The 25,126-nt window shown below is 63.5% G+C and carries 19 protein-coding genes, 1 other RNA gene and 1 pseudogene; 10 read left to right on the top strand and 11 right to left on the bottom strand.

What is annotated here, in order from left to right; translation table 11 throughout:
* The first annotated feature begins 6 nt into the window (after positions 1 to 6).
* Positions 7 to 383: RNase P RNA component class A (gene rnpB, locus H3T88_RS05635), an RNA gene on the top strand.
* A 36-nt stretch (positions 384 to 419) separates the two neighbouring features.
* On the opposite strand, the gene H3T88_RS05630 is transcribed toward rnpB, so the two are convergent.
* From H3T88_RS05630 to H3T88_RS05600, 7 genes are all read right to left on the bottom strand, one after another.
* Positions 420 to 1,163: a regulatory protein RecX gene (locus H3T88_RS05630; RefSeq protein WP_198203852.1), complete on the bottom strand. Its 744-nt coding sequence runs from the start codon at positions 1,161 to 1,163 to the stop codon at positions 420 to 422.
* Between the two features lie 265 nt (positions 1,164 to 1,428).
* Positions 1,429 to 2,592, bottom strand: a complete 1,164-nt coding sequence (recA, locus tag H3T88_RS05625) for a recombinase RecA (protein ID WP_198203851.1) — start codon at positions 2,590 to 2,592, stop codon at positions 1,429 to 1,431.
* A gap of 228 nt (positions 2,593 to 2,820) precedes the next feature.
* Positions 2,821 to 3,054 carry a DUF3046 domain-containing protein gene (locus H3T88_RS05620; protein WP_015021655.1) on the bottom strand — a complete coding sequence of 78 codons (234 nt, stop codon included), beginning with the start codon at positions 3,052 to 3,054 and terminating at the stop codon, positions 2,821 to 2,823.
* Between the two features lie 145 nt (positions 3,055 to 3,199).
* The gene (locus tag H3T88_RS05615; protein ID WP_015021654.1) at positions 3,200 to 3,718 is read right to left on the bottom strand and encodes a helix-turn-helix domain-containing protein; all 519 of its coding nucleotides are present in this window, start codon (positions 3,716 to 3,718) and stop codon (positions 3,200 to 3,202) included.
* Between the two features lie 272 nt (positions 3,719 to 3,990).
* Positions 3,991 to 4,560, bottom strand: a complete 570-nt coding sequence (locus H3T88_RS05610) for a CinA family protein (RefSeq protein WP_015021653.1) — start codon at positions 4,558 to 4,560, stop codon at positions 3,991 to 3,993.
* On the bottom strand, positions 4,557 to 5,162 hold the full coding sequence (gene pgsA, locus H3T88_RS05605; RefSeq protein WP_198203850.1) for a CDP-diacylglycerol--glycerol-3-phosphate 3-phosphatidyltransferase: 606 nt from the start codon (positions 5,160 to 5,162) through the stop codon (positions 4,557 to 4,559). The genes H3T88_RS05610 and pgsA overlap by 4 nt, the downstream gene beginning before the upstream one ends.
* Positions 5,163 to 5,268: 106 nt before the next feature.
* On the bottom strand, positions 5,269 to 7,992 hold the full coding sequence (locus tag H3T88_RS05600; RefSeq protein ID WP_198203849.1) for an FtsK/SpoIIIE family DNA translocase: 2,724 nt from the start codon (positions 7,990 to 7,992) through the stop codon (positions 5,269 to 5,271).
* Positions 7,993 to 8,092: 100 nt separating this feature from the next.
* On the opposite strand from H3T88_RS05600, the gene H3T88_RS05595 reads away from it, so the two are divergent.
* Positions 8,093 to 8,812, top strand: a complete 720-nt coding sequence (locus H3T88_RS05595) for a Fic family protein (RefSeq protein WP_198203848.1) — start codon at positions 8,093 to 8,095, stop codon at positions 8,810 to 8,812.
* A gap of 24 nt (positions 8,813 to 8,836) precedes the next feature.
* Here the strand turns inward: H3T88_RS05595 and H3T88_RS05590 are convergent, their stop codons facing one another.
* From H3T88_RS05590 to miaB, 3 genes are read right to left on the bottom strand one after another with little or no spacing between them, the layout of a single operon-like run.
* Positions 8,837 to 9,358 carry a MerR family transcriptional regulator gene (locus tag H3T88_RS05590; RefSeq protein WP_198203847.1) on the bottom strand — a complete coding sequence of 174 codons (522 nt, stop codon included), beginning with the start codon at positions 9,356 to 9,358 and terminating at the stop codon, positions 8,837 to 8,839.
* A gap of 34 nt (positions 9,359 to 9,392) precedes the next feature.
* Positions 9,393 to 10,397, bottom strand: coding sequence for a tRNA (adenosine(37)-N6)-dimethylallyltransferase MiaA (gene miaA, locus H3T88_RS05585; protein WP_198203846.1), 1,005 nt, complete (start codon positions 10,395 to 10,397; stop codon positions 9,393 to 9,395).
* Positions 10,384 to 11,784 (bottom strand): tRNA (N6-isopentenyl adenosine(37)-C2)-methylthiotransferase MiaB, encoded by a 1,401-nt coding sequence (miaB, locus tag H3T88_RS05580; RefSeq protein ID WP_232347152.1) that lies wholly within the window; start codon positions 11,782 to 11,784, stop codon positions 10,384 to 10,386. Before miaB ends, miaA begins: the two co-directional genes overlap by 14 nt.
* A 151-nt stretch (positions 11,785 to 11,935) precedes the next feature.
* Between miaB and H3T88_RS05575 the strand changes: the two genes are divergently transcribed.
* The gene (locus H3T88_RS05575) at positions 11,936 to 12,646 is read left to right on the top strand and encodes a GTP pyrophosphokinase (protein WP_232347151.1); all 711 of its coding nucleotides are present in this window, start codon (positions 11,936 to 11,938) and stop codon (positions 12,644 to 12,646) included.
* Between the two features lie 120 nt (positions 12,647 to 12,766).
* Here H3T88_RS05575 and H3T88_RS05570 read toward each other — a convergent pair whose 3' ends face one another.
* The gene (locus H3T88_RS05570; RefSeq protein WP_110417029.1) at positions 12,767 to 13,606 is read right to left on the bottom strand and encodes an aldo/keto reductase; all 840 of its coding nucleotides are present in this window, start codon (positions 13,604 to 13,606) and stop codon (positions 12,767 to 12,769) included.
* A 295-nt stretch (positions 13,607 to 13,901) separates the two neighbouring features.
* Between H3T88_RS05570 and H3T88_RS05565 the strand changes: the two genes are divergently transcribed.
* The 7 genes and pseudogenes from H3T88_RS05565 (at position 13,902) to H3T88_RS08730 (ending at position 24,870) form a co-directional block, all read left to right on the top strand.
* A complete protein-coding gene (locus H3T88_RS05565; RefSeq protein ID WP_232347150.1) occupies positions 13,902 to 17,507 on the top strand; it encodes an RCC1 domain-containing protein in 3,606 nt (1,201 codons plus the stop codon).
* Positions 17,508 to 18,051: 544 nt separating this feature from the next.
* On the top strand, positions 18,052 to 18,198 hold the full coding sequence (locus tag H3T88_RS05560; RefSeq protein ID WP_181415570.1) for a hypothetical protein: 147 nt from the start codon (positions 18,052 to 18,054) through the stop codon (positions 18,196 to 18,198).
* 190 nt (positions 18,199 to 18,388) lie between these two features.
* On the top strand, positions 18,389 to 21,643 hold the full coding sequence (locus H3T88_RS05555; protein ID WP_258326534.1) for an RCC1 domain-containing protein: 3,255 nt from the start codon (positions 18,389 to 18,391) through the stop codon (positions 21,641 to 21,643).
* A 566-nt stretch (positions 21,644 to 22,209) separates the two neighbouring features.
* Positions 22,210 to 22,350 (top strand): hypothetical protein, encoded by a 141-nt coding sequence (locus H3T88_RS05550; protein WP_198203844.1) that lies wholly within the window; start codon positions 22,210 to 22,212, stop codon positions 22,348 to 22,350.
* Between the two features lie 180 nt (positions 22,351 to 22,530).
* A pseudogene (locus H3T88_RS08845) lies at positions 22,531 to 22,692 on the top strand (InlB B-repeat-containing protein); the annotation flags it as partial.
* A gap of 211 nt (positions 22,693 to 22,903) precedes the next feature.
* Positions 22,904 to 24,499, top strand: coding sequence for an InlB B-repeat-containing protein (locus H3T88_RS05545; RefSeq protein ID WP_258326533.1), 1,596 nt, complete (start codon positions 22,904 to 22,906; stop codon positions 24,497 to 24,499).
* On the top strand, positions 24,466 to 24,870 hold the full coding sequence (locus H3T88_RS08730; RefSeq protein WP_258326532.1) for an IPT/TIG domain-containing protein: 405 nt from the start codon (positions 24,466 to 24,468) through the stop codon (positions 24,868 to 24,870). The genes H3T88_RS05545 and H3T88_RS08730 overlap by 34 nt, the downstream gene beginning before the upstream one ends.
* Positions 24,871 to 25,126: the final 256 nt, after the last annotated feature.

The following is a 25,126-nucleotide window of genomic DNA, read 5'->3' as shown; positions in this document are numbered from 1 at the left end:
CTAGACGAGACCTCTCGGATGGCCGCGGCCCCTCCTCCTGGGAAGGGCTGAGGAACTTCCGGGCTCCACAGAGCACGATGGCGGATAACGTCCGCCCAGGGCGACCTGAGAGATAGCGCAACAGAGAACAGACCGCTCGCCTGGTAAAGGCGGGCAAGGGTGAAACGGCGGTGTAAGAGACCACCGGGTCGACGGTAACGCCGACCGCATGGCAAGCCTCATCGGGAGCAAGGCCAAGCAGAAGGCATTCAGGGGCTGCTCGTCCCGCCTTCGGGTAGGCCGCTAGAGCCTGGCGGCAACGTCAGGTCGAGATGGATGGCCATCCGTCGTCCGGATTTTATCCGGTCGATGACAGAACCCGGGGTATATGAGAGGTCTCATCTTATCTTTTACTGTGTGATGCCTTGTCAGCAATCAGCTCATTCGAGAGGGTCATCAGGGACGAAAAGGTCTGCTGCCACCTGGTTGAGGAGGCCGGGACTATGGCCCTTACGGGATCCAGCACTCCAGAATCGCCGTTTGCGCACCTTAAGCTCAAGTCCGGCTGTCTTGCGGGCCACCTTGCGACCGAGCTCGTAGGCGGAGTCAACAAAAAGCCCATCCCGAGAGGCCTGGGCCACCACCTGCGCAGCCAACCCTGGATCCAGACCCTTGCGGGTCATCTCCGAGAGTACGCCCCGCTCCCCCATGGTGCGATGCAGACAGGAACGCAGCAGATCCTGTGCGTAGGCCTGATCATCCACCAGGCCCAGCCTGGTCAGCCGATCAATCACCTGATCGACCACGTTCGCATCAAACCCCTTGTCGACCAGGCGACGGGCCAGAGCCCCACTCGAACGGGCCGCTGCATCCAGCAGGGTCAGGGCAGCCTCTCTGCACGCATCCGAATCATCGGCATCCGCTCGCGGAGCTGCAGGCGCGGAACCGCCACCAAAGCCGCCAGCACGGGGGCGACGGCCACTACGGCGGGCCCTTCTACCAGAACCTCGGACGGAACGGGGACCACGGGAATGGCGGCTAGCCAGGAATTCATCACCCCTATCAGCATTTGCAGCACTGTCAATATTATCCAGACTGCCTCCGAACTGGGCACCATGCCCCAGACCCAGGGCAGCGACCTGCACTGGGTGACTGTCTTCCCGGTAGCTGTCATCCGGCTGCACAGAAGCATCACCAGCACCTGCGATGGGCAAGGAATTTGATGCGTGTGGGGAGTATGAGGCAGACCTTGAATCAGTAGCGGAATCTAGGACCGTTCCAATACCTGTCATACCTGCTGAACCTGCTGGACCAACCGAACCCGCAGATTCTGCCTGTGACCGACCCGACCGAGAATCCCCCGACTCTATGCTGGAGTCGGCAGAATCCTCGGTCTGCGCCAGTCGGACAGGATTTTCCTTGAGGAAGTCCTCAGCCGAGATCATCGGGTCATGCGGCCTGGGCAGTAGGCACAGTGTCGTTGACGTCGACAGGAGCCACGTCGTCTTCCTTGCCGCCTTGGTCGGCTTCAGCCTGATCAGCATGATCGGCCTTGTCGTCCTCGGAGGGGGCGGGAATAAGGCCGAAGGCAACCTTGACCTTATCCTCGATCTCCTTGGTCAGGCCGGGGTTGTCCTTGAGGAACTGACGGACGTTCTCCCTGCCCTGACCCAGTTGATCGCCCTCGTAGGTGAACCAGGAGCCCGACTTCTTGACGATGTTGGTCTGCAGGGCCATGTCCAGAACCGAACCCTCCTTGGAGATGCCCTCTCCATAGAGAATATCGAATTCGGCCACCTTGAAAGGCGGGGCCATCTTGTTCTTGACCACCTTGACCTTGGTGCGGTTGCCCACCGCCTCGTCGCCGTTCTTCAGGGTCTGGATGCGGCGGATGTCCAAACGGACCGAGGCATAGAACTTCAGGGCCTTGCCGCCGGTGGTGGTCTCCGGGCTGCCGAAGAAGACACCGATCTTCTCCCTGAGCTGGTTGATGAAGATGGCCGTGGTGTTGGCCTGGGACAGGGCACCGGTCATCTTGCGCAGGGCCTGGCTCATCAGACGGGCCTGCAGGCCCACGTGGCTGTCGCCCATGTCGCCCTCAATCTCTGCCTTGGGCACCAGGGCGGCCACCGAGTCAATGACGATGACATCCAGGGCGCCCGACCGGATGAGCATGTCGGCAATCTCCAGCGCCTGCTCGCCGTTGTCCGGCTGGGAGACAATCAGAGAGTCCGTGTCAACGCCCAGCTTCTTGGCATACTCAGGATCCAGAGCATGCTCGGCATCGATGAAGGCAGCCACTCCACCGCCGGCCTGTGCATTGGCCACCGCGTGCAGGGCCAGGGTGGTCTTACCCGAGGATTCAGGACCGTAGATCTCAACGATGCGGCCGCGGGGCAGTCCACCGATGCCCAGGGCCATATCCAAGGCCAGGGACCCGGTGGGAATGACCTCCACATCCTGGGCAGGCTTGTCGCCCAGGCGCATGGCCGAACCCTTGCCGAAGCTCTTCTCCACCTGCGCGAGGGCCGTGTTCAAGGCTGCCTGGCGACGGGGATCGATCCCGCCCTCCTCTTCCTTCTTCGCCTTGCCACTGTTGCTCTGACGTGCCATATGGCTCTCCTTCTTAGTAACCGACCTCACGATGACGACATCCTGATTGACGACCTCACGATTGACAGCCTATCCGCCGTCGGAACCCGTCTGCGGTCCCGGCGCCCGATGTGGTCGAACGTGCCGGTGGTCACCGGACCATGGGTATCAGTATACCCGACCATGCGAACAAATGTTCGAAAATCGCTTGGAATGGGAAATAAATTCGCGGAGGATAAAACCCGCCGATCAGGCTGCCGGCATGGGCGGCGCATTGTGGTCCTTCCCCCAGCGACGGGAGTCGGGAATCTCCATCTGATCGCAGAGTACATTCCAGACCACGCGCGGCTCCACGCCCGCATCCAGAGCCTCTATTACGGTCATGGCATCCAGGGCGGTCAGCCTTTGGTCACGGGCCAGACTACGTCCGTAGACCCGGCCGAAGACCTCCTCCAGCAGCTGCCAGAATTCCCGTTCACGCACCCGACATCACCTTTCGTCCAAGACCCACCCTGTCACACCCCTTCTACGGTAGCAACCGACAGTCAGCAGAAGAGGGCGCCTGGTTCCTCAGAACCGGACGCCCTCAAGAACGGCCCGCCGAATCAATCGTCTGGACCTGACATGCTTACTCCTGAGTGGACTCCAGGTAATCCGCCACCATCCGCAGGGTCTGCGGCACACCAAGGCCCAGCGCGTCTGCGATGGAGCTCAGCAGTTCGGAGCTGGCCTCCTTCTGGCCGCGTTCCACCTCGGACAGGTAGCCCAGGGACACGCCCGCCTTCTCGCTGACCTCGCGCAGGGTCTTATGATCATTGGTCCTCAACTCACGCAGCACGTGGCCCAGGGCCTCGCGCAGGGAGACGGTGTGGGTGACGGCCCGGCCGTCGTTGGTGGAGGCTGCCCGCTGACGGCTGGCTTCCATGCCGTCCTCCTCCATCCACATCTTGTTCAGGTTGGCCTGGCGCTCCTCCTTGGCCTTCTTGGCGGCCTTGGCCCGAATCACCTGCTGTTGGGCGAAGACGACGGCACGACGTTGGGCGGGAGTCAGGTCACGAACCCGCGCGTTGCGCTCCACTCCGGGTACGGCCGGCTTGACATCATAGGTATCGTTGGTTCGAGTCATCACGGTCTCGGTGCTGGCCATAGCAGCCCCTTTCGCCATTATCGTGTTCAACTTCTTACACAGTGACCAACAGACGAGCCCGTAAATTATTCCAGGGGAGGAACCTGAAAGGCCTGCTTTGTGACCAAGGTCACGTATATGCACGTATATGAGAGGAAGGAATCAGAAGGCAGACGGAATGGCTCAATACAGCCACCATCTAGCCTTGGTCTGCTGGCTACAGCAAATCCCGCAAGCACAAAGCTCGACATCCGCTTATAGAAGCTGTAGAAGCGACTTACTGCATCAAGACGTCAGCCCCGCGAATGCAGGGCCCGATCCAGCTGGTCCAGAATCCGCATAACCGTGCCCCGGCGCACCTGTTCCCGGTCGCCATCCAGATGCAACTCGTAGGCATAGGTCCGGTAGGCATGGGACTGAAGGCCGGTCTCTATGCGTCGACCCATCACCCGGACGGGCAGGGCCAGACCGATGTAGACCAGCCCGGCAGGATCATCCCCGTCAGGGCCTGGCCCGGCGACACCTGTAGTGGCCATGCCTATGACCGTGTCCTCGTGCCCCGGCCTGGTGTAGAGCCTGGCCGTGCCCTCGGCCATCTCCTGGGCGACCCGTGGATGGACCGCGCCCTGGGTGGCCAGCAGGTCCTGGTCCACCTTGAGGATGGCGGCCTTGGCAGCGATGTCGTAGGTGACGGCCGACCCAAGGAAAACGTCTGACGCCCCGGGAATCCTGACGAAGGCATCGGCCAGCAGCCCCCCGGTCAGCGATTCGGCGGCGGCCAGGAACAGGCCCGAATCACGGCAGGTGTCGATGATCCGTCCAGCCAGGTCGTCGCAACGTCCCTGCACGCTCTTGCCGATCATCGCCGCATCCCCATCACGTATTCCGCTCCCGAGTAAAGGCAGAGGGCCAGGGCCACCAGGATGACCACGCGGGTGGCCACCAAGTACCAGGGCCAGACCGTTGACAGGGGCATCATGAGCATGCCCAGGCCGATGCACTCAAACAAGGTCTTGTACTTGCCAGCCCGGGAGGCGGCGATGACCCGGCCCTGCTTGTTGATGACCAGGACCCGCAGCAGAGTGATGCCCAGTTCCCGCACCAGGAAGAGCACGGTGACCCACCACCAGAGCTCGCCGAAGACGGAGGCCACAATCAGCGCCGAGCAGATCAGCAGCTTGTCGGCAATGGGATCCATGAGCTTGCCCAGCTCGGTCACCTGGTTGTACCGGCGGGCCAGCCACCCGTCCAGCTTGTCGGTCGAGGCCGCGAGGATGAAGAGCACGGCTGCGGTCCACCGCATGCCAGGCTTGCGCTCGCCCCAGGGACCGGCCACCAGATCCAGGGCGATGAAGACCAGAACCAGGAGGATACGGGTGTAGGTGACCAGGTTTGGGGGTGAGTTCCATCCTTCGAGAAGCCTGCGCCTCTCACGACCGGTCTCTGACTCGGCATGCTCCTGCATTGCCACTCCTTATACGCGATACTCGTGCGCTCGGGCCGTCCAACATAGATGCCGGGCGGCAGTTTCATCATAACGGTAGACCAGGCCTGGCTTTTTGGACCGAGGTTCAGCCCTGCGCTTGCTCATCCGGGGCAGAATCCATGGAAGTGGCATCCCCACGGATGAAAGCCAGGGCCTGCTGTAGCTGCGGCGGCTGAATAAGTACCTCGCGGGCCTTGGAACCCTCCGATGGCCCTACGATTCCCCTCGATTCCAGCAGGTCCATCAGTCTTCCTGCCCTGGCGAAGCCCACGCGCAGCTTGCGCTGAAGCATGGAGGTGGATCCGAACTGGGTGGTCACCACCAGCTCTGCCGCCTGGAGCAGCTCGTCCATATCGTCGCCGATCTCCTCCTGGATCTCGTTCTTGTGATCCGCCTTGTCGGCCATCTGCTCGATGTCCTCACGGTAGTGGGGCTTGCGCTGGGTGCGCACATAATCCACCGCCTTGCGGATCTCGGACTCGGAAACCCAGGCTCCCTGGACTCGGGTGGGCTTGGCCTGACCCATGGGCAGGAAGAGGGCGTCGCCCTGGCCGATCAGGGTCTCGGCGCCGGTGGCATCCAGAATGACCCGGGAATCCGTGGAGGACGATGTGGCGAAGGCCAGCCTGGAGGGGATGTTGGCCTTGATCAGGCCGGTGACCACATCCACCGAGGGCCGCTGGGTGGCCAGGACCAGGTGGACGCCGGCGGCACGCGCCAGCTGGGTGATCCGCTGAATGGAGCTCTCCACGTCATTCTTGGCCACCATCATCAGGTCGGCCATCTCGTCGACCACCACGACCAGGTAGGGATATGGGGCCACCTTGCGGTTGGAGCCGGCCGGGGCGTGGACCTTGCCCTCGCGCACGGCCTTGTTGAAGTCCTTGATGTGCCGGAATCCGAAGAACTGCAGATCGTCGTAGCGGGCGTCCATCTCCTTGACCACCCACTCCAGGGCCTGGGCGGCCTTCTTGGGCTCAGTGATGATGGGCGTGAGCAGGTGGGGAATGCCAGCGTAGGCGCTCAGCTCCACGCGCTTGGGATCCACCATGATCAGGCGGACCTGCTCCGGCGTGGCCCGCATGATCAGCGAAACCAGCATGGAGTTGATGAAGCTGGACTTGCCCGAACCCGTAGCGCCGGCCACCAGCAGGTGGGGCATCTTGGTCAGGTCGGCGGTCACATAGTGGCCTTCCACGTCCTTGCCCACGGCGGTCATCATGGGGTTGTCGTCCTGCTGAGCCTTGTCGGAGCGCAGCACGTCTCCCAAGTGGACGATCTCGCGGTCCACGTTGGGAATTTCGATGCCGATGGCCGACTTGCCAGGGATGGGGGACAGTATGCGCACGTCCGAGCTGGCCACCGCGTAGGCGATGTTGCGCTGAAGGTTGGTGACCTTTTCCACCTTGACGCCCGGGCCCAGCTCCACCTCGTACTGGGTGACCGAGGGCCCGCGCAGGAAGCCCACCACCTTGGCGTCCACGTCGAACTGCTGGAAGGTCGATTGCAGGGCCTTGATGACCGCGTCGTTGGCCGGGGTCCTGACCGCGTGGGGCTTGCCCTTGACCAGCAGGTCCGTGCTGGGCAGCACGTAGGGTCGGCTCTCGTCCACCTGGCGGTCATCGGAGGAGCTTGACGCGCCGGCAGCCTGGGCCCCCGCACCCTGGGCTCCGGCCGGCTGATTCCCTGCTCCCGGAGCCGGCTGGGCATCCATCTGCACAGTGTCGGCTGCGGCAGCGGCAGCGGCCCATGGATCCGAGGCCCCCACGCCGGACAGGGCAGCCGGATCCACCTTGGGGTGCCCCTGCTCCCTGGCATCCAAAAGCGCAGCCGTGGCCGGTGCCTCCACCGCGGGCATGTTCTGCGTGGACACCTGGTCAGATTCAGCTGCCTGCACCGTCTGATCACCCTGGTCAGACCCCTCCAGCGAGGCCGCCTGGGAGAAGGGCTCGTCAGCCTCGTAACGCTCAAGATGGGTGTCCGTGTCCTTGCCGATGCGGCCATGCAGCAAGCGGCTGAACCAGCCGGCCACCCCGCCCTTGCGGGAATCCTGGTCATCCTCCTGGTCCGACTCCTGGTGAGTGGGCACGCCAGGCGCTAGTGGCAGGGTGTCGTCCCCCAGCCTGACCTCGTTGGGAGCGGTCTGAGCCGAAGCCGGGCTGGAGGCACGGGTCCCCTTCCCGCGCAGCCAGGCCATGAGGTCGCTCATATGGAATCTAAAGGTGATGAAGAGGCCGAAAATGGCCACGAGTACGAAGATGATGACGGCGAAAACCTTGGACAGCCCCCAGGCCAGGGGCGAACCCAGGAAGAACCCCAGAAGGCCGCCTGAGCCACTGATGGCCGTCATGTCGAAGCCGCGATAATCCGAGGCCATAAGCACGTCCAGGATGGAACAGACCGACCAGAGAACCACCATGAGGCCGCCCACCACAGGCAGGTTGCCCGCCTCGCGCCCGGTGTAGCAGACCAAACGGAAGGCCGCGAAAAGCAGAACCACCGGCAGGATGATGCTGCAGAGTCCCAGAACGCCCGCAGCCAGAGCATGCAGTCCCCGTCCCAGGAAGCCATTTACGCGGAACCATTCGCTGGCACAGAAGAGCACGGCCAGGATGACCAGCACGAAGCAGAGTCCATCCTTGCGGTAGGCGGAGTTGTCGCCATTCTTGCCGGCCACGGCGCGCACCAGGGATCCCAGGCCCCGGGGCAGGGCCAGCAAGGCCTTGTGCCAGAAGGGTTCCGGGTCTTGACTGTCCTTGGATGCGGTCCGACCGCGACCGCGTGCGTCTGCTTGCTGCTTACGTGTCATAACCCTTTCAGCCTACCCAGAACCCCGGTCTGCATCGGGCACGCCGGGTCAGTGTGCACAACTCTTTCAGACGGGGGCCGCCAGGGCTAGCATCGTTGGCATGACACCAGCCGAACGTCAGAGCGCCGTGGCCTTCGCTCTGCGCAACCTACTTCTCGATGACCGTCAGCCCGGTCCTTCGGCTCTTCAAGCAGCCAGCGACTTTGTAGCAGGCAGAAGACAGGCCGAAGCGCTGGCCGACACGGCCCGACGCTTGGAAGCCCAGAGCAATGGTACGAACGCCAATGCGGATGCCCTGTTTCTGCGGACCATTCTGGTCTGTCAGTGGCCTTGGGCGACCGAAGGCGATCTTGCAGAGTTACGAGCCATCCACCGCAGGCTGCTGCCCAACCTGCCAGAAGAACGAGCACTGCGCTGGCCTCAACCAAACGACGATGCCAGCCTGTATCCAGCGGCCATGCTGGAGCAGGGAGCCGCGGCCATCGGCCAGGAGCTGGCGGCCGAACGCAATCTGGCCAGCCTGGACCGTCCAGTCTTCGTGGAGCGCCTGGCGCACTACTACGACGAGCTCTCCTACCTGCATCCCTTCGCCGACTGCGACGGCATGACCCTGCGCATCTTCCTCTCGCGCCTGTCCCACGATGCCGGCTGGGACCTGGACTGGGGTCAAGCTAATCCGACCGCCCACCGCCGGGCCATCCAGCGAGCGCTCCGGGGCAACACCGACGATCTGCAGGCCCTGATTACAGGCATGGTCCGCCCGGTCAACCCAACCAGAATATTTCTGATCGCGGGATGGGACCAGGGCCCAGCCCACTGAGCCGACAGCCTCAGCCCGACAGCATCAGCCTGGCAGCCGCTCATTGCCGCTGCGCTTGGCGGCCTCGATGATCTGGGCACTCTGATTGATCAGTTCCGTCGCCCCGGCCTGGTCGTGGTCGCGCACGTGCCCCCAGTATTGTATTTTGAGCTGCACATACCGCTTCCGCGCCCGCAGGCCGGCCATCCGCTGGTCCAGCCGTCGCCCCTGCTCGGCCAGGAGCTCGATCTGCCGTCCGGCGGCCTCGGCTCCCGCCGCACGGTTGCCTAGATACTCCCGCATGTGCTCCAGGGACATGCCCGTGGCGCTCAGGCAGGAGATGGTCTCCAGCAGGTCCAGATCATCCTGGTTGTAGCAGCGGTGGCCGCTTGAGGGGTCCCTAGCAATGGGCGGAATGATGCCGATGGTCTCGTAGTAGCGCAGGGTGGTCTCCGGCATCCCCGACATGAGCGAGGCCTGGCGGATGGTGTACCAGGGCCCGGATCCCTGTGCGGTCTGGGTTTGGTCGGTCTGGGGTTCAGCCTGGGGCTGCGTGATGGTGGTCATACCCGTCCAGCCTAGGAACTTCAAGTACTTGAAGTCAAAGCGCGCCCAAATGGTGTCTGGTCACCCTACCCTGATCCGACTGGTCGGCATGGGCATCCGCCTGGTCGAAGCGGCCTTGGTCGGCCTGGTCCACCAGATCCAAGGCCTGCCGGGCCAGGTCCGGGGCCAGGGCATTCAGCCAGTGGATGCGCGGATCCCGGCCGAACCAGCCCATCTGCTTGCGGGCCAGGCGCTTGGTCTTCTGCGCTATCAGACCGAAGGCGGCATCCAGGTCGGTGCGGCCGTCCAGATAGTCCAGAATCTGTTGATAGCCCAGGGCTCGTGAGGCCGTGGTCCCCAGGCGGTTGCGCAGCCCGCTCACCTCGTCGACCAGCCCCTGGTCGCGCATGGCCTGGGTGCGCTGGTCGATCCTGCGGTCCAGCTCCTCCCGGGGCAGGTCCAGCCCCAGCTGCAGGGCGGGCAAGAGGTAGCGATACCGGGGCAGGCTGGCCGAATAGGGCCGTCCGGTGATCTCCATGACCTCCAGAGCCCGCACGGTCCGCCGCACATTCCGAGGGTCCATACGGGCCGCAGCCTCCGGGTCCCGCTCCTGCAGCTCGCGGAAGAGCAGCCCGGATCCCTCCTCTTGGGCCCGCTCCTCCAGCCTGGCCCTAACCGCCGGGTCGGTGCCGGGGAAGGACAGATCGTCGATGACCGCCCGGGTATAGAGCCCTGAGCCACCGACCAAGATCGGCCGGATTCCCTGGGCCCGCAGGTCGGCTATCAGGGACCGGGCCATGGCCTGGAAGCGGGCCACGCTCATGGCCTCTTCCGGCTCGATGATGTCGATCAGGTGGTGGACCACCGCCTGCCGCTCCCCTACCGAAGGCTTGGCCGTACCCACGTCCATCCCCCGGTACATCTGGTAGGCATCGGCATTGACGATATGGGCCGTCTGCCCGCGGGCTTGGAGAGCCTGTGCCAGGGCCACGCCCAGGGCGGTCTTGCCCGAGGCTGTGGGACCCACGATGGAGATGATGCGGGGTTCAGCGGATGCCATAGACCTGCCCCGCCCGGGGATCCGGGTCAGCAATCAGATAGTGGGGCCCGGCCTGGGTGACGGTGCAGGTGACCAGGTCCCCGGGCTTAGGTGCAGGCATCCCCTGGGGCACGCCGACGTGGACCAGCACCCCGGTGCGCTCATGCCCGGTCACCCGATGGGTGCTGCCGTCGTGCCGGCCGTGCCCGTCGCCGATCAGCACCTCCACCTCTTTGCCCAAAAAGGCCTGCATGTGCTCCATGGTGATGGACTCCTGCAGGGCCTGCAGCCGCTCGAACCGGTCCTGGACCACGGCCTTGGGCAGCTGTGGCATGCGCGCGGCAGGCGTGCCGGGCCTGGGCGAATACTCAAAGATGAAGGCGGACGAGAAGCGCGCCCGGCGCACCACGTCCATGGTGGCCTGGAAGTCCTCCTCGGTCTCCCCTGGGAAGCCCACGATGATGTCGGTGGTGATCAGGGCATCGGGCATGGCGGCCCGCACCTTGTCAAGTATGTCCAAAAAGCGCTGGGACCGGTAGGAGCGCCGCATGGCCCGCAGAATCCGGTCGGAGCCCGACTGCAGGGGCATGTGCAGCTGGTGCATGACCGTGGGCGTCTCGGCCATGGCGGCGATCACATCGTCGGTGAAGGCCGCCGGATGGGGCGAGGTGAAGCGAATCCGCTCCAGCCCAGGCACCCGTCCGCAGGCGCGCAGGAGCCGGGCGAAGGCATAGCGGTCCCCCGTGGACCAGCCGTAGGAGTTGACGTTCTGCCCCAGCAGGGTCACCTGGCGGGCACCGGAGCGCACGCAGTCCTCAACCTCCTGCAGGATGTCGTCCATGGAACGGTCCCGCTCCCGCCCGCGCACCGAGGGCACGATGCAGAAGGTGCAGGTGTTGTTGCAGCCGACCGATATGGACACCCAGGCCTGTGAGCGCGAGGCCCTGACCGCCGGCAACCGCCCGGGCAGATCCCGCAGCTCCTGCGAAACCCCCACCTGGGGCCGCCCGTCCTTGCGGGCCTTGTCCAAAAGCCCGGGCAGCGAGCCGATGTCCCTGGTGCCGAAGACCGCATCCACCCAGGGCGCCGCCTTCACAATCCGCTCCCGGTCCTTCTGGGCCATGCAGCCGCCCACGGCGATGCGCGTGTCGGGCTTGTGCTGCTTGAACCTGTGCCAGCGCCCGATGGTCCCGTACATGCGCTGGGTGGCGTTGTCGCGCACGGCGCAGGTGTTGAGCACCATCACGTCCACCTCGCGCGCGCGTACCTGCTCGGGCGTGGCCTGCCGGTAGCCCTGGGCCCGGAGCACCCCGGCGATCCGCTCGGAATCATGCTCGTTCATCTGGCAGCCCAGGGTCCGCACATAGTAGACGCCCCTGCTGTCCTTATGCTGAGCGGTCGCGCTCATGCCCTCGCCTGCTTCCATAAGCCATGATTGTATGCGCAGGTCGGGTCCCGCGGCCATCGGGGCCTGTGCGTACCATGAGTGATGGTTACGAACGGCGGCATGGGAGGTTCATGTGATACTCGACCGTAACAGTGCCATGAGCGCATCCGAAATGAAGCAGCGACTGTCGGACCTGGACGAAAAGGACCGTCCCAAGCTGGACATCGACGAGATAACGGAGTTCGTCAATCTCATGCAGACCTACGAGGGGGCCATGTACGAGATTTCGACCAAGCTGGACGTGCTGGACACGGAATTCCAGGTCCGGTTCAGTCACAACCCCATCCACCACATGGAGCGCCGGCTCAAGAGCGTGGACTCCCTGATCGGCAAGCTGCACCGCAAGAACCTGCCCGTCACCATCCCCTCGGTGCGCGATCACATCTTCGACGTGGCCGGCGTGCGCGTCATCTGCAACTACCGGGACGACGTTTACTCGGTCTCCCGCTACCTCTCCGACCAGTCGGACATCCAGGTGCTGAGGGTCAAGGACTACATCCGCAACCCCAAGATGAACGGCTACCGCAGCCTGCACGTCATCTACGCCGTGCCGGTCTTCCTGACCTCGGGCCCCCACTACACGCCGGTCGAGGTGCAGTTCCGCACCATCGCCATGGACTACTGGGCCTCCCTGGAGCACCAGCTGCGCTACAAGTCCGACCTGCCCGACGCCCGCCTGGCCGAGCATTCGCAGACCCTGCTGGACTGCGCCCGCTCCCTGCAGAACATCGAGGTGCAGATGCAGTCCATCCACCGCGACATCTCAGGTTCGCCCCAGGAACAGGAGACCGACGACGAAGCCATCAGCGGCAATACCGATTAACTGAATCCTCACAAATCCTTTACCATAGGAACCAGGCCAGGTGGAAGGGTTGGGGCTTCCGCCGGGTCCCAGGAGGAGGCCCCGCCTTCAAGGTCGGGTCTCCTCCTGTACCACCATATTTCAGAAGTCGAAGTTGTCGGGATCCGCGCCGGTGCGCTCGTCCCTGTTCATGGCGGTGATGGTCTTCATATCCTCATCACTCAGCTCGAAGTCGAAGACCTGCGCGTTCTGCTCGATCCGCTCCTTGTGGGTGGACTTTGGGATGACGATGACCCCGCGCTGCAGGTGCCAGCGCAGCACGATCTGTGCCGGGGAGCGGTCGTAGCGCTCGGCCATGGCCTTGAGCCTGGGGTCGGCCAGCAGGTTGCCGCCGGTGCCACCCAGAGGACTGTAAGCCTCCACATCCACACGCAGGGTGCCGTGGCAGTAGTCGATCAGGTCGCCATTGACGAACTGGGGCGAGGACTCGATCTGATCGACGGCCGGCTTGGTGCCGCTGATGGTATGCAGCTCGTCCAGGTGGTGCTTCTGGAAGTTGCAGACCCCGATGGCCCGTACCCGCCGCTGGGTGTAAAGCTCCTCCATGTCCTCCCAGGCCTGCTGCCAGCCCTCGGCGGGCCAGTGGATCAGGTAGAGGTCCAGATAGTCCACGCCCAACCGGTCCAGGCTCTCCTTGAAGGCCTCCTTGGCCCGTCCCGCACGAATGTCGTCATTCCAAAGCTTGGTGGTCAGGAAGACATCCCGCCGGTCAACCCCGGAGCGGCGCAACCCCTCCCCCACGGACTGCTCGTTGCCATAGATCATGGCGGTGTCGATGTGGCGGTAGCCCGCCTGCAGGGCCCAGGTGACGGCCTGGCTGGTCGCCTCGCCATCGGGTGTTTGGAAGACCCCGAGCCCCAGCTGGGGAATGCTGACCCCGTTGTTGAGGGTGACGACGGTATCGGTGACGTTTCCGGTCATATAGGCATACTCCTTGTCGGCCGATCAGAGGCCGTGACGTATTGTGTGTTCATTCTATCCGGCAGGCAAGATGGGATCAGCAGTTGTTTAAGGCATACCGTCGCGCTTCTGCATTTCGTGCGTTCTCTGTTGGCTTGGTGGTAAAGTGAAAAGTGGGGATGTTGGGAGATAACTGGCTTCTGCTTTATGGGCGATCGACGCCCACAGTAGCGACGGTTCATCGACTTGAAAGACGTTAATGCTGATAGGCAGGCGGCCTTGATACCGCTTGGCATTGGTGAAGGGGATTGATTTCATGCATCTGGATACCCGCCTGCGTCGCGCATCGGCGACGGCGATCGTCCTGCTGGGTCTGTTGGCAGGCCTGGGTGTCGCGTCCGCCAACGCGGACGATGTCGTGTCCGCCAGTCCGGCGGGCACTCCTGTATTTAGCGGGGGGGGGGGGGGTCGTCAGACCCCTCGCGTAGCTGAGCAAACCCCCGTCACACTCCCCAACAGCGCAACCAGCACTCCCCTGCCTTCACCCTCGCCGCTGCAAACCGCATCACCCCTGGATTCCACGGCACCAAGCCCAGGCCCGTCAACGCCGAAGGACGGCATCAACACCACAGGATCCGCTTCAACCAAGCCATCCGATACCGATGATCAAACCTCACATGTAGTGCGCTTCGACCCAGGCGATGGCAACACGCCCACACAATCAACCGTGAAAACCGGCACCCTCGCATCCCCTCCGGAAAACAACCCCGTGCGTGAAGGCTTCCGGTTCGACGGGTGGACACGCGAAGGCCAGCCCTATGACTTCCAGACCCCCGTCCTGCAGGACACAACACTGAAAGCCAAATGGAGCAAAGCCACGGACTGGACGCTGAGCCCGGACCACGGGCCCGCCTCCGGCACCCGGTTGACCATCAGCCCGCCCAGCCTGCAGGAGCCCTACTACGTCAGCGTCCAAGCCGCAGGGGACCAGTTTATCGGCCTGACCGGCGAGGGCCGCATCTACACCTGGGCGCAGGACAACACACCCAAGCAGGTTCCTCTCCCCGCGCAGGCCCCCGACGGATTCCGCTACCTGCAGGCCCCCGACGGATTCCGCTACCTGCAGGCCGCAGCCGGCAGCCACCGGCAGGCGGCGCTTGGATCCGACCAGCACATCTACACCTGGACCAGCCAAGAGGCCACACCTACGCTCCTCGACACCGGCCAGGATGCCGGGTTCACCAGCATTAGCATGAGCGATGACCGACTCTTGGCGGTGGACCGGCAGGGACAGGTCCACGCCTTCCAAGCCGGCATGACAGGCAACCAGAACGAAAAATTGACAGAACAAGCCACAACCGTTCTGCCCGAACAGGCCCAGGCGACACTGGCCGTCGCCTCCCCCAGCCGGATCCTCGCTCTGGACTCGGACGGGCAAGCCTGGATCTGGAACCCAGACAAGACCGGCAACGTCAAGCCCGAACGCATCAGGCAAGACCAGGGCATGCGCATCAGGCAAGCTCAAACCCTCAGCCAGGGGTTCATCCTCCTGGACGCAAACGGGCAGGCCCATTACCTGGCCGACGGCAAGACAAGCCTCGCAACCACCGGCCTGCCGGAAAACATGAAAGCCAGCCGGATCACCGCCAACAAGAACCAGGCCGTCACCGCCGGCACGGACGGCCACATCTGGACCTGGAAGCCCGGTGAGACGCCCACGCGCGCGGACAACGGGAGCCAGCCCTACACGCAGGCCGCCATTACGGGCGGCAGGATCACCGCTATCAGCAGGCAGGGCAGCCTATACCAATGGAGCATCAACACCCAGAGCCAGCCAGACAAGCCAGCAAAAGTCAACACCACCCAGGCGGCCATTCTCGAATCAGCCAGCCTGGACGGCCGGTCGCTGACACTCAACAAAACAGACGGCTCCTGGCAGACGGAAATGCCAGCAAGCCAGCCCGGACCAGCCACCATCCTCATCACCGGCAAGCAGGACGGCAAGCCCTTCACCAAAAGCCTCAACTACACGGTCGACCAGACGCTTCTGAAGGACATCCGACAGAGTTCCACCTACACGGTCACCTTCAAGACGGACGGAGGAAGCCCCAAACCCGGAGACCAGCAAGTCACCTATCCCTACGGAAGAGTCCAACGGCCCTCACCCGACCCGACCCGCAGCGGCTACCAGTTCGACGGATGGTTCATTGGCGAAGTCGCCTACGACTTCAGCAAACCCGTCACAGAAAACCTCACCCTCAACGCCAAATGGACCAGCAAAACCCCCAACACCTCCTGGAGGATCAGCCCCGACAAGGGCAGCCAGCTCGGCCACGAAACCACCACCATCACCCCACCAGACAGCACCAGCGGCATCAGGTTCAGCCAGGTCGGCGGAGCAAAATACTATACCTATGTTTTTTCCTTGGCCGTGGGCAGCGACGGGAACGCCTACGCATGGGGAGACAACACCTATGGCCAGCTCGGCGACGGGACGACCACTCAACGGATTACGCCGAACATAGTCAGGAAACCTGCAGGCGTGCCGACCGACTTCACCTATGTGCAGGTCAGCGCAGGAAAATGGCATTCGCTGGCCGTGGGTAGCGACGGATACGTATACGCCTGGGGCAGCAACCAGCATGGTCAGCTCGGCAACAACACCGCAACGAATTCCTCTGTTCCTGTGCGCGTGCGCGACCCCACCAGCCCCACGGATCCGAACAAAGGACTCAAAGCCATACAGGTCAGCGCCGGAGACGAGCATTCACTGGCCTTGGACAGCAACGGATACGTCTACGCCTGGGGATGGAACGACAATGGCCGACTCGGCAACAACACCACAGCAGATTCGTCTTTCCCCGTGCGCGTGCGCGACCCCACCAGTTCCACCGACCCGAGCAAAGGACTCAAAGCCGTACAGGTCAGCGCCGGATGGCACCATTCGCTGGCCGTGGGCAACGACGGATACACCTACGACTGGGGATTAAACAACTATGGCCAACTCGGCAACACCAGCAAAAACTCTTCGACAGTTCCTGTGCGCGTGCGCGACCCCACCAGCCCCACTGACGCAAACAAAGGTCTGAAAGCAACACAGGTCAGCGCCGGATACTCTCATTCGCTGGCCGTGGGCAGCGACGGATACACCTACGCCTGGGGATTAAACAACTATGGCCAACTCGGTAACAGCAACACAGCAGATTCGACAGTTCCTGTGCGCGTGCGCGACCCCGCCAGCCCCAAGGACACGAGCAAAGGGCTCAAAGCCACAGCGATCAACGCTGGAGGCGAGCACTCACTAGCCGTGGGCAGCAACGGATACGCATACGCCTGGGGATGGAACCTGTATCGCCAGCTCGGCGACGGCACTACAAGCAACTCGAGTGTTCCTGTGCCAGTACGCGACCCCACCAGTCCAGCTGACGCAAGCAAAGGGCTACAAGCCACACGGTTCAGCGTCGGAGACCATCATTCGCTGGCCGTGGGCAGCAACGGATACACATACGCCTGGGGAGAAAACATCTATGGCCAGCTCGGCGACGGCACTACTGACGACTCAAACGTTCCTGTGTCGGTGTTGTTCAACCTGCAGCCGGTGATCACTGCAGCCAGGTTCGACACCGGCCCAGGCACGAACCTGGCTCCTGTTAGCAACAGCAGCAGCGTCACTGTGCTCACGCCCGCACACCAGCCAGGTGCGGTCACGGTCAGCGTCGACTACGCAATGGGCGGCGCGGGACGCATCCTGACCGACACCTCCCTCAGATACACATACCTGCCTGCAGGCGTTCTCCCAAGGGCCGGGGAGGAAGGCATCCTGCTCGCCCTGGCCACCGGCATGACCGGCATGGGCGGGGTCATGGCCTCACGCCGCCACAGGAGAGAACGGCACAGGCTATTGCACACCTCGCACGAGTAAGACAGGCCGGAGGCGGATCAATCCCCCCCCCCACCCCCGGCTTACAACAGGGGCCCACGGAGGAATGCCACTTAAAACTCACCCCCCAAGAGAGCCGGCACCCCTCTTGCGCCTCCACCACCACACTACTGTCCAAATACTGCAGTCAAGAATTGAGAGCAGGCATGCACGGCACGTTTCTGCCTTCGAAAGGGAAACTTGGGCACGCCGACCAGGGGGGGGGGGGGGGATGGAGCCCAAGTCCGCTCGGCCTTCGTCTGTGCTCCCAGTACCAGATAATCGCTGTAAACAAACGCTTTTCCCAACCAAAAGATCCGTTGTCGTCAAAGAGCTGACTTGGCTCGTGTTTGTTGTCTGAAGTCTGGGTGGTATGGTTAGAGGCAGGGGATGTCAAGAAGGCGACTGGCTTCCGCCATTGGACTCTGCTGTTTGATGCAGGATCGGCATCGATAGACAGAACGGTTTTTCGACTGGAAGAACGAAGAACTTTAATAGGCAAGCGGCGTTGATTCCGCTTGATGTTTGGTGAAGGGGTTTTGGTTTCATGCATATGGTTACCCGTCTGCGTCGAATCCTGGCGATGATGACCGTCCTGCTGGGCCTGCTGGCAGGCCTGGGCATCGCATCCGCCCAGGCGGATGCTCCCATGCTCACCGGGGGGGGGGGGTCGTCAGACCCCTCGCGTAGCTGAGCAAACCCCCGGCATTCTCCCCAGCAGCGCAACAGACACCCCACTGCCCTCGCCATCGCCGATACAAGCCACCACACCATTAAGCCCGACAGCAAGCCCGGGCACCCCGTCATCGACGACGGGAACACCCGGCAGCACAGACCCCGCTCCGACCAAATCAGCAGAGAAGCCGGATGAGCAAACTTCGCATGTGGTGCGCTTCGATCCGGCCGACGGCGGCAAGCCAACACAGTCAACAGTGAAGACCGGCACCCTGGCCGCTCCCCCGCAAGAGAACCCGCAACGTCCCGGCTTCCGGTTCGACGGGTGGATGCTCGACGGCCGGCCCTATGACTTCCGGACCCCCGTCCTGAAGGAGATAACCTTGAAAGCCCAGTGGTCGAAAACCACGGACTGGACGCTGAGCCCGGAGCACGGGCCCGCCACCGGCACGCGGCTGACCATCAGCCCGCCCAAAAATCAAGAACCTCAATTTGTCAGCCTCCAGGCCGCCGGACAGCACATAGTCGGCCTGACCGGCGACGGGCGCATCCACACATGGACGCAGGAAGGCGCACCCAAGCAGGTTTCCACCCCCACGCAGGCATCCGACGGGTTCCGCTACCTGCAGGTTGCAGCCGGCAGCCGACGGCAGGCGGCACTCGGATCCGACCAGCAGATCTACACCTGGAACAATGAACAATCGACACCCACCATCCTCGATGCCAACCAGAACACCAAGTTCACCAGCATCAGCCTGAACGATGACCTTCTACTGGCTGTGGACCGGCAGGGACAGGTCCACACCTTCCAAACCGATCAGGCCGACAGCCGGAATTCGAATCCGAAACTCCTGGAGCAGGCCACGACCGGCCTGCCCGGACAGGCGCAGGCCGTCACCGCCGCCGCCTCCGACAGCCGGACCCTCGCCCTGGACTCTGACGGGCAGGCCTGGACCTGGGACGCGAACAGCATAGGCAAAGCCAAGCCTGTACACATCAGACAAGACACCGAAATGCGCACCGTCCAAGTCCAAGCACTTGGCAAACAATTTCTCCTGCTGGACGCGGACGGGCAGGCCTGGTACCTGGCCGACAGCACAACCGATCCGACAGCCGTCAGCCTGCCGGAGGGCATGAAAGCAAGCAGGATCACGGCCGACAAGAACCAGGCCGCCATCACCGACAAGAACGGCAAGGTCTGGGCATGGAAGCCTGGCGGAACCCCCGTCCGGGCGGACGACGGGAGCCAGCCATACACGCAGGCCGTCCTTGCAGGCGGCAGGATCACCGCCATCAGCAGGCAGGGCGGCCTCCACCAGTGGAGCCTGGACGGGCAGGGCCGGCCCGGCAAGCCCGCCAGAATCAACACCACCCAGGCGCCCACCCTGGAAACAGCCAGCACGGACAGCCAACCGCTCAAACTCACCAGGAACAACGACTCATGGCAGACGGACATGCCCGCCCACAAGCCAGGACCAGCCACCATCACCATCACCGGCAGCCAGGACAACCAGCCCTTCACCAGAAACCTCGACTACACGGTCGACCAGCCGCTGACCAGAGACATCCGAGAAGGCTCCACCCACACGGTCAGCTTCGACACGGCCGGAGGAAGCCCGGCGCCCGGCCTCCAGCAGGTCGACTACCCCTACGGGCGAGTGCAACGGCCCACGCCCGACCCGGCGCGCGAAGGCTACCTGTTCGACGGATGGTTCACCGGCAACACCGCCTACGACTTCAGCAAGCCCGTCACCCAGAACCTCACCCTCACCGCCCACTGGACCTTCAAAGACCCCGACAACACATGGAAGATCAGCCCCGACAGGGGCAGCCAGTTCGGCAACGAAACCACCACCATCACCCCTCCAGACACCAGCCGGGGCATCAGGTTCAGCCAGGTCAGTGGCGGAGGATACGCCCCGTTTGATGTGACGGGGGGGTATTCACTGGCCGTGGGCAGCGACGGGAACGCCTACGCCTGGGGATACAACAAGTATGGCCAGCTCGGCAACGGCACGACTACCCAGCAGAACACACCGGTCCCGGTGCCAAAGCCTGAAGGCACGCCTGCGGATTTCACCTACGTGCAGGTCGTTGCCGGAGGCTATCATTCGCTGGCCATCGGCAGCGACGGGTACGTATACGCCTGGGGGAATAACAACCGCGGGCAGCTCGGCAACAACACCAAGTCCAATTCGTCAACCCCCGTGCGCGTGCACGGGCCCAACAACACCGGCGAAGGGCTGAAAGCCATCCAGATCTCCGCAGGAGCCTGGAACTCCATGGCACTGGCTGCCGACGGCACCGTATACACCTGGGGCAGCTTACAGAGCGCATGGGCCCTCTCGTCCAACTTGCCCGCAACTGTCCCGCAAACCGTGCCCACAACGGTCGAGGACCCCTCGGATGCCAGCGGCGTCTTCCACGCCGTGCAGATCAGCACCCGATGGTCCTTCGACATGGCCATCGGCCAGGACGGGTACGTATACGCCTGGGGCTACAACACCAACGGCCAGCTCGGCAACAACACCAGCGACGGTACCAGCACCACCGTCTTCCACCCCACGCCCAGCCGCGTGTTCGCATCCAGTCAGTCCACGACTGCTGCAGGCCCCTGGCTGAAGGCCGTCCAAGTGAGCGCCGGCGTTAGGCATGCGCTGGCCATCGACGAGGACGGGAACACATGGTCATGGGGACGCAACAACTATGGCGAGCTCGGCAACAACACCACCAACGGAGAACACGTCGCAAATCCTGTCCCCGTGCGTGTGCAATACCCCGCAAGTACGGGCACAGTGACAGCCGTGCAGGTGAGCGCCGGAGCCAATCATTCGATAGCTGTCGACACAAACGGAAACACCTGGTCATGGGGACGCAACAACTATGGCCAGCTCGGCAACAACACCACGAGCAATCAGAGTACCCCAGTAAAGGTGTTCGCCTCCGCGCAGTCCACGAGCTCGGATGGACCATGGCTGAATGCTGTGCAAATCAGCGCAGGATACTTTTCATCAGCAATCGGCACTGACGGATACGCGAAAGTATGGGGACAAAACAACAATGGCCAGCTCGGCAACGGCACCACTAGTGGCGAGAAGCCGAATCCTGTTCCTGTGTCGGTGATGTTCCCCCTGCAGCCGGTGATCACAGCCGCCAGGTTCGACACCAGCCTTGCCACGAACCTGAACCATATCAGCAACAGCAACAGCGTCACCGTGCTCACACCCGCACACCAACCAGGCACGGTCACGGTCAGCGTGGACTACACGATGGGCGGTGCAGGAAGCACCCTGACCGACACCTCACTCCGATACACGTACCTGCCTGCAGGCGTGCTCCCCCAGGCAGGCGGGGAAGGCATCCTGCTCGCCCTGGCCACTGGCATGACCGGCATGGGCGCGATGCTGGCATCCCGCCGCCACCGGAGGGAAACACACCAACTATTACACGCTTCGCACGAGTAAGAGCGGCCAGGGGCGGGTCAATCCCTCGGCCCTGGCTTATCGGGGGCGCACGGAGGAAAAGTGTCACTGAAGGCTCAATCCCCAAGGGAGCCGACACGCCTCCCGCGCCCCTCCCACCACACATATGCTGACTTCCACCGAACCGGCATCGGCATCATGGACACAGCCATGCAACATCCGGATTAGATTCGATTCCGAGCGTTTCCCGGCCCCCATATGCTGGCGGTCAACCGGCAGGCGCAATCTGGTAGGTTGAAGTACTGGCTAGCGGTACGATGTTTGCTCACTTTTTCATCAGTGAGGCGGTAAACGGGGGCATTGTGCCGGCACGTAGCCCGAAGCTGGCTTGGCCTATATTTCGAAGCGTTTATTGTGGGTTACACCATGTGCGGCGCTTTTTCGGATAGCATGATGGGTGCAATGCTGTTGGGCAGTTGGTTGGGTTTTCGATGTGGCCTGAAAGGCCACTTCCTGACGGATGGGACATTGTAGGCAGGAATTCATCAGCACGTTTCCCAGGATGGTGGAAGCGGCTGTGTCCGGTGCGGGCGAAAGGTTGTCGGCTTATGCATCTGGGTACCCGTCTGCGTCGCATCCTGGCGATGATGATCGTCCTGCTGGGCCTGCTGGCAGGCCTGGGCGTCGCGTCCGCCCAGGCGGATGCTCCTGTGTTTAGCGGGGGGGGGGGGGGTCGCCAGACATCTTAAGTAGCTGAGCAAACCCCCGGCATTGCCCCCGGCAGCGCAGCTAGCAGCCCGCTGCCCTCGCCCTCGCCGCTGGAAACCGCCCCGCCCCTGAACCCCACGACGCCGACGGAAGGCACGGGCGGCGCAGGCTCCTCTCCGGCCAAGCCGTCCGACAAGACGGATGAGCAGACCACTCACACGGTGCGCTTCGACCCGGCCGACGGCGGCACACCCACACAGGCGAGCGTGAAGACGGGCACCCTCGCATCCACTCCGGAACATAATCCCGTACGTGAGGGATTCCGGTTCGACGGATGGACATACAACGGCCGGCCCTTCGACTTCCGGACCCCCGTCCTGAAGGACACGACTTTCAGCCGAAACATACTGGCGGGAAAAATACGTCCGGACCCCCGTCCTGAAGGACACGACCCTGAAAGCCCAATGGTCGAAAACCACGGACTGGACGCTGAGCCCGGAGCACGGGCCCGCCACCGGCGCCAGGCTGACCATCAGCCCGCCCGGCCTGCAGGAACCCTGTTACACGAGCATCCAGGCCGAGGGAGACCAGATTGTGGGCCTGACCGGCGACGGGCGCATCCACACCTGGACACAGGAGGGCGCACCCGTGCAGGTTCCCTCCCCCACGCAGGCATCCGACGGGTTCCATTATCTGCAGGCCACAGCCGGCAGCCATTGGCGGGCGGCACTCGGATCCGACCAGCGGATCTACACCTGGGACAGCCGACAGTCCACGCCCGCCATCCTCGACACCGGACAGGACACCCGGTTCACCAGCATCAGCATCAACGACGACCTGCTCCTGGCCGTGGACCGGCAAGGCCGGGTCCACACCTACCAGTCCAGCGATGCCGACAGCCGGGACCCGAACCCGAAACCCCTGGAGCAGGCCGAGACCGGCCTGCCCGGACGGGCGCAGGCCGTCACCGCCGCCGCCTCCGGCAGCCGGACCCTCATCGTGGACTCTGACGGGCAGGCCTGGACCCGGGACGCGAACAGCATAGGCAACGCCGAGCCCGAACCCGTCAGGCAGGACCCGGGCACGCGCATTCTCCAGGCCCAGGCCCTCAACCAGGGGCTCCTCCTCCTGAATGAGGACGGACAGACCCGGTACCTGGCCGACAGCGCAACCAAGCCGACAGCCGCCGGCCTGCCCGACGGCACGCAGATCAGCAGAACCAACAGCAGCGGCGACCAGGCCGCCATCACCGACAAGGACGGCCACATATGGGCCTGGAAGCCCGGCAGCAAGACCACCCGGGCGGACGACGGAAGCCAGCAGTACATGCAAGCCGCAAGCACCGGCAGCAGGATCACCGCCATCAACAAGCAGGGCGGCCTACACCAGTGGAGCCTGGACAAGCAGGGCCGGCCAGGCAAACCCGCCAGAATCAACACCACCCAGGCGCCCGCCCTGGAAACAGCCAGCACGGACAGCCAACCGCTCAAACTCACCAGGAACAACGACTCATGGCAGACGGACATGCCCGCCCACAAGCCAGGACCAGCCACCATCCTCATCACCGGCAGCCAGGACGGCCAGCCCTTCACCAGGAGCCTCAACTATACGGTCAACCAGCCGCTGGCACGAGGCGCCGAACCAAGATCCACGCTCACGGTCCACTTCGACACAGGCGGAGGAAACCCCGAACCAGCAGACCAGAGTTTCCCTACCCCGAACGGCAGGGTGAAGCGGCCCTCCCCCGACCCGGCGCGCGAAGGCTACCTGTTCGACGGGTGGTTCACCGGACAGGTCGCCTACGACTTCAGCAGGCCCGTCACCACGGACCTGACCCTGACCGCCAAATGGACCGAAAGCCAGAACAGCACGTGGAGCATCAGCCCCGACAAGGGCAGCCAGCTGGGCAGGGAATCCACAACCATCACCCCGCCAGACACCAGCCGGGGCATCAGATTCAGCCAGATCAGCGGTGGGAAAGACTACAGCTCTTGTTTCTCCTTGGCTGTGGGCAGCGATGGGAACGCATACGCCTGGGGAAACAACAAGAATGGCCAGCTCGGCAACAGGACGACAGCAGAGTATCAGACTACGCCGGTCATGGTGAAAAACCTGACCGCAAGACATACCCGGACCTGCCGGAGGGTTTCACCTACGTGCAGGTCAGCGCCGGAGGCAATCATTCGCTGACCCTGGGCAGCGACGGGAACGCCTACGCCTGGGGATACAACAACGCTGGCCAGCTCGGCAATCCCTACGCAGGAAGCCGCAGTCTCGTTCCTGTGCCAGTGACGTTCAACCTGCAGCTGGTGATCACCGGCGTCAGATTCGACCAGACTCCCTCAACAGGCTTGACGCGCGGCAATGACAACAGCGTCACCGTGCTCACGCCCGCACACCAGCCGGGCACGGTCGCGGTCAGCGTGGACTACACGCTGGGCGGCACAGCCCAGCAGCCCGATACTTCCCTCCGATACACGTACCTGCCTGCAGGCGGAGTCCTGGCCTCACGCCGCCACAGGAGAGAACGGCACAGGCTATTGCACACCTCGCACAAGTAAGACAGGCCGGAGGCGGATCAATCCCCCCACCTCCGGCTTACAACGGGGGCGCACGGAGGAATGTCACATACAAGGCTCATCCCCAAGAGAGCCGACACTCCTCTTGCGCCCCCACCCCACACTACTGTCGACTGCCGCTGACAGACATTAGGAGCAGGCATGCACGGCAGGTTTCTGCCCTCGAAAGGGAAACTTGGGCCGCCGACCAGGGGGGGGGGGGAATGGAATCCAAGTCCGCTCGGTCTTCGTCCGTGCT

Origin of the sequence: Bifidobacterium sp. W8110, from assembly GCF_016101375.1 — a bacterium.
In the GTDB taxonomy this organism is placed as follows: domain Bacteria; phylum Actinomycetota; class Actinomycetes; order Actinomycetales; family Bifidobacteriaceae; genus Bombiscardovia; species Bombiscardovia asteroides.
Note: the sequence above shows the minus strand (reverse complement) of the source record. Positions and strands in the feature narration are given on the sequence as shown.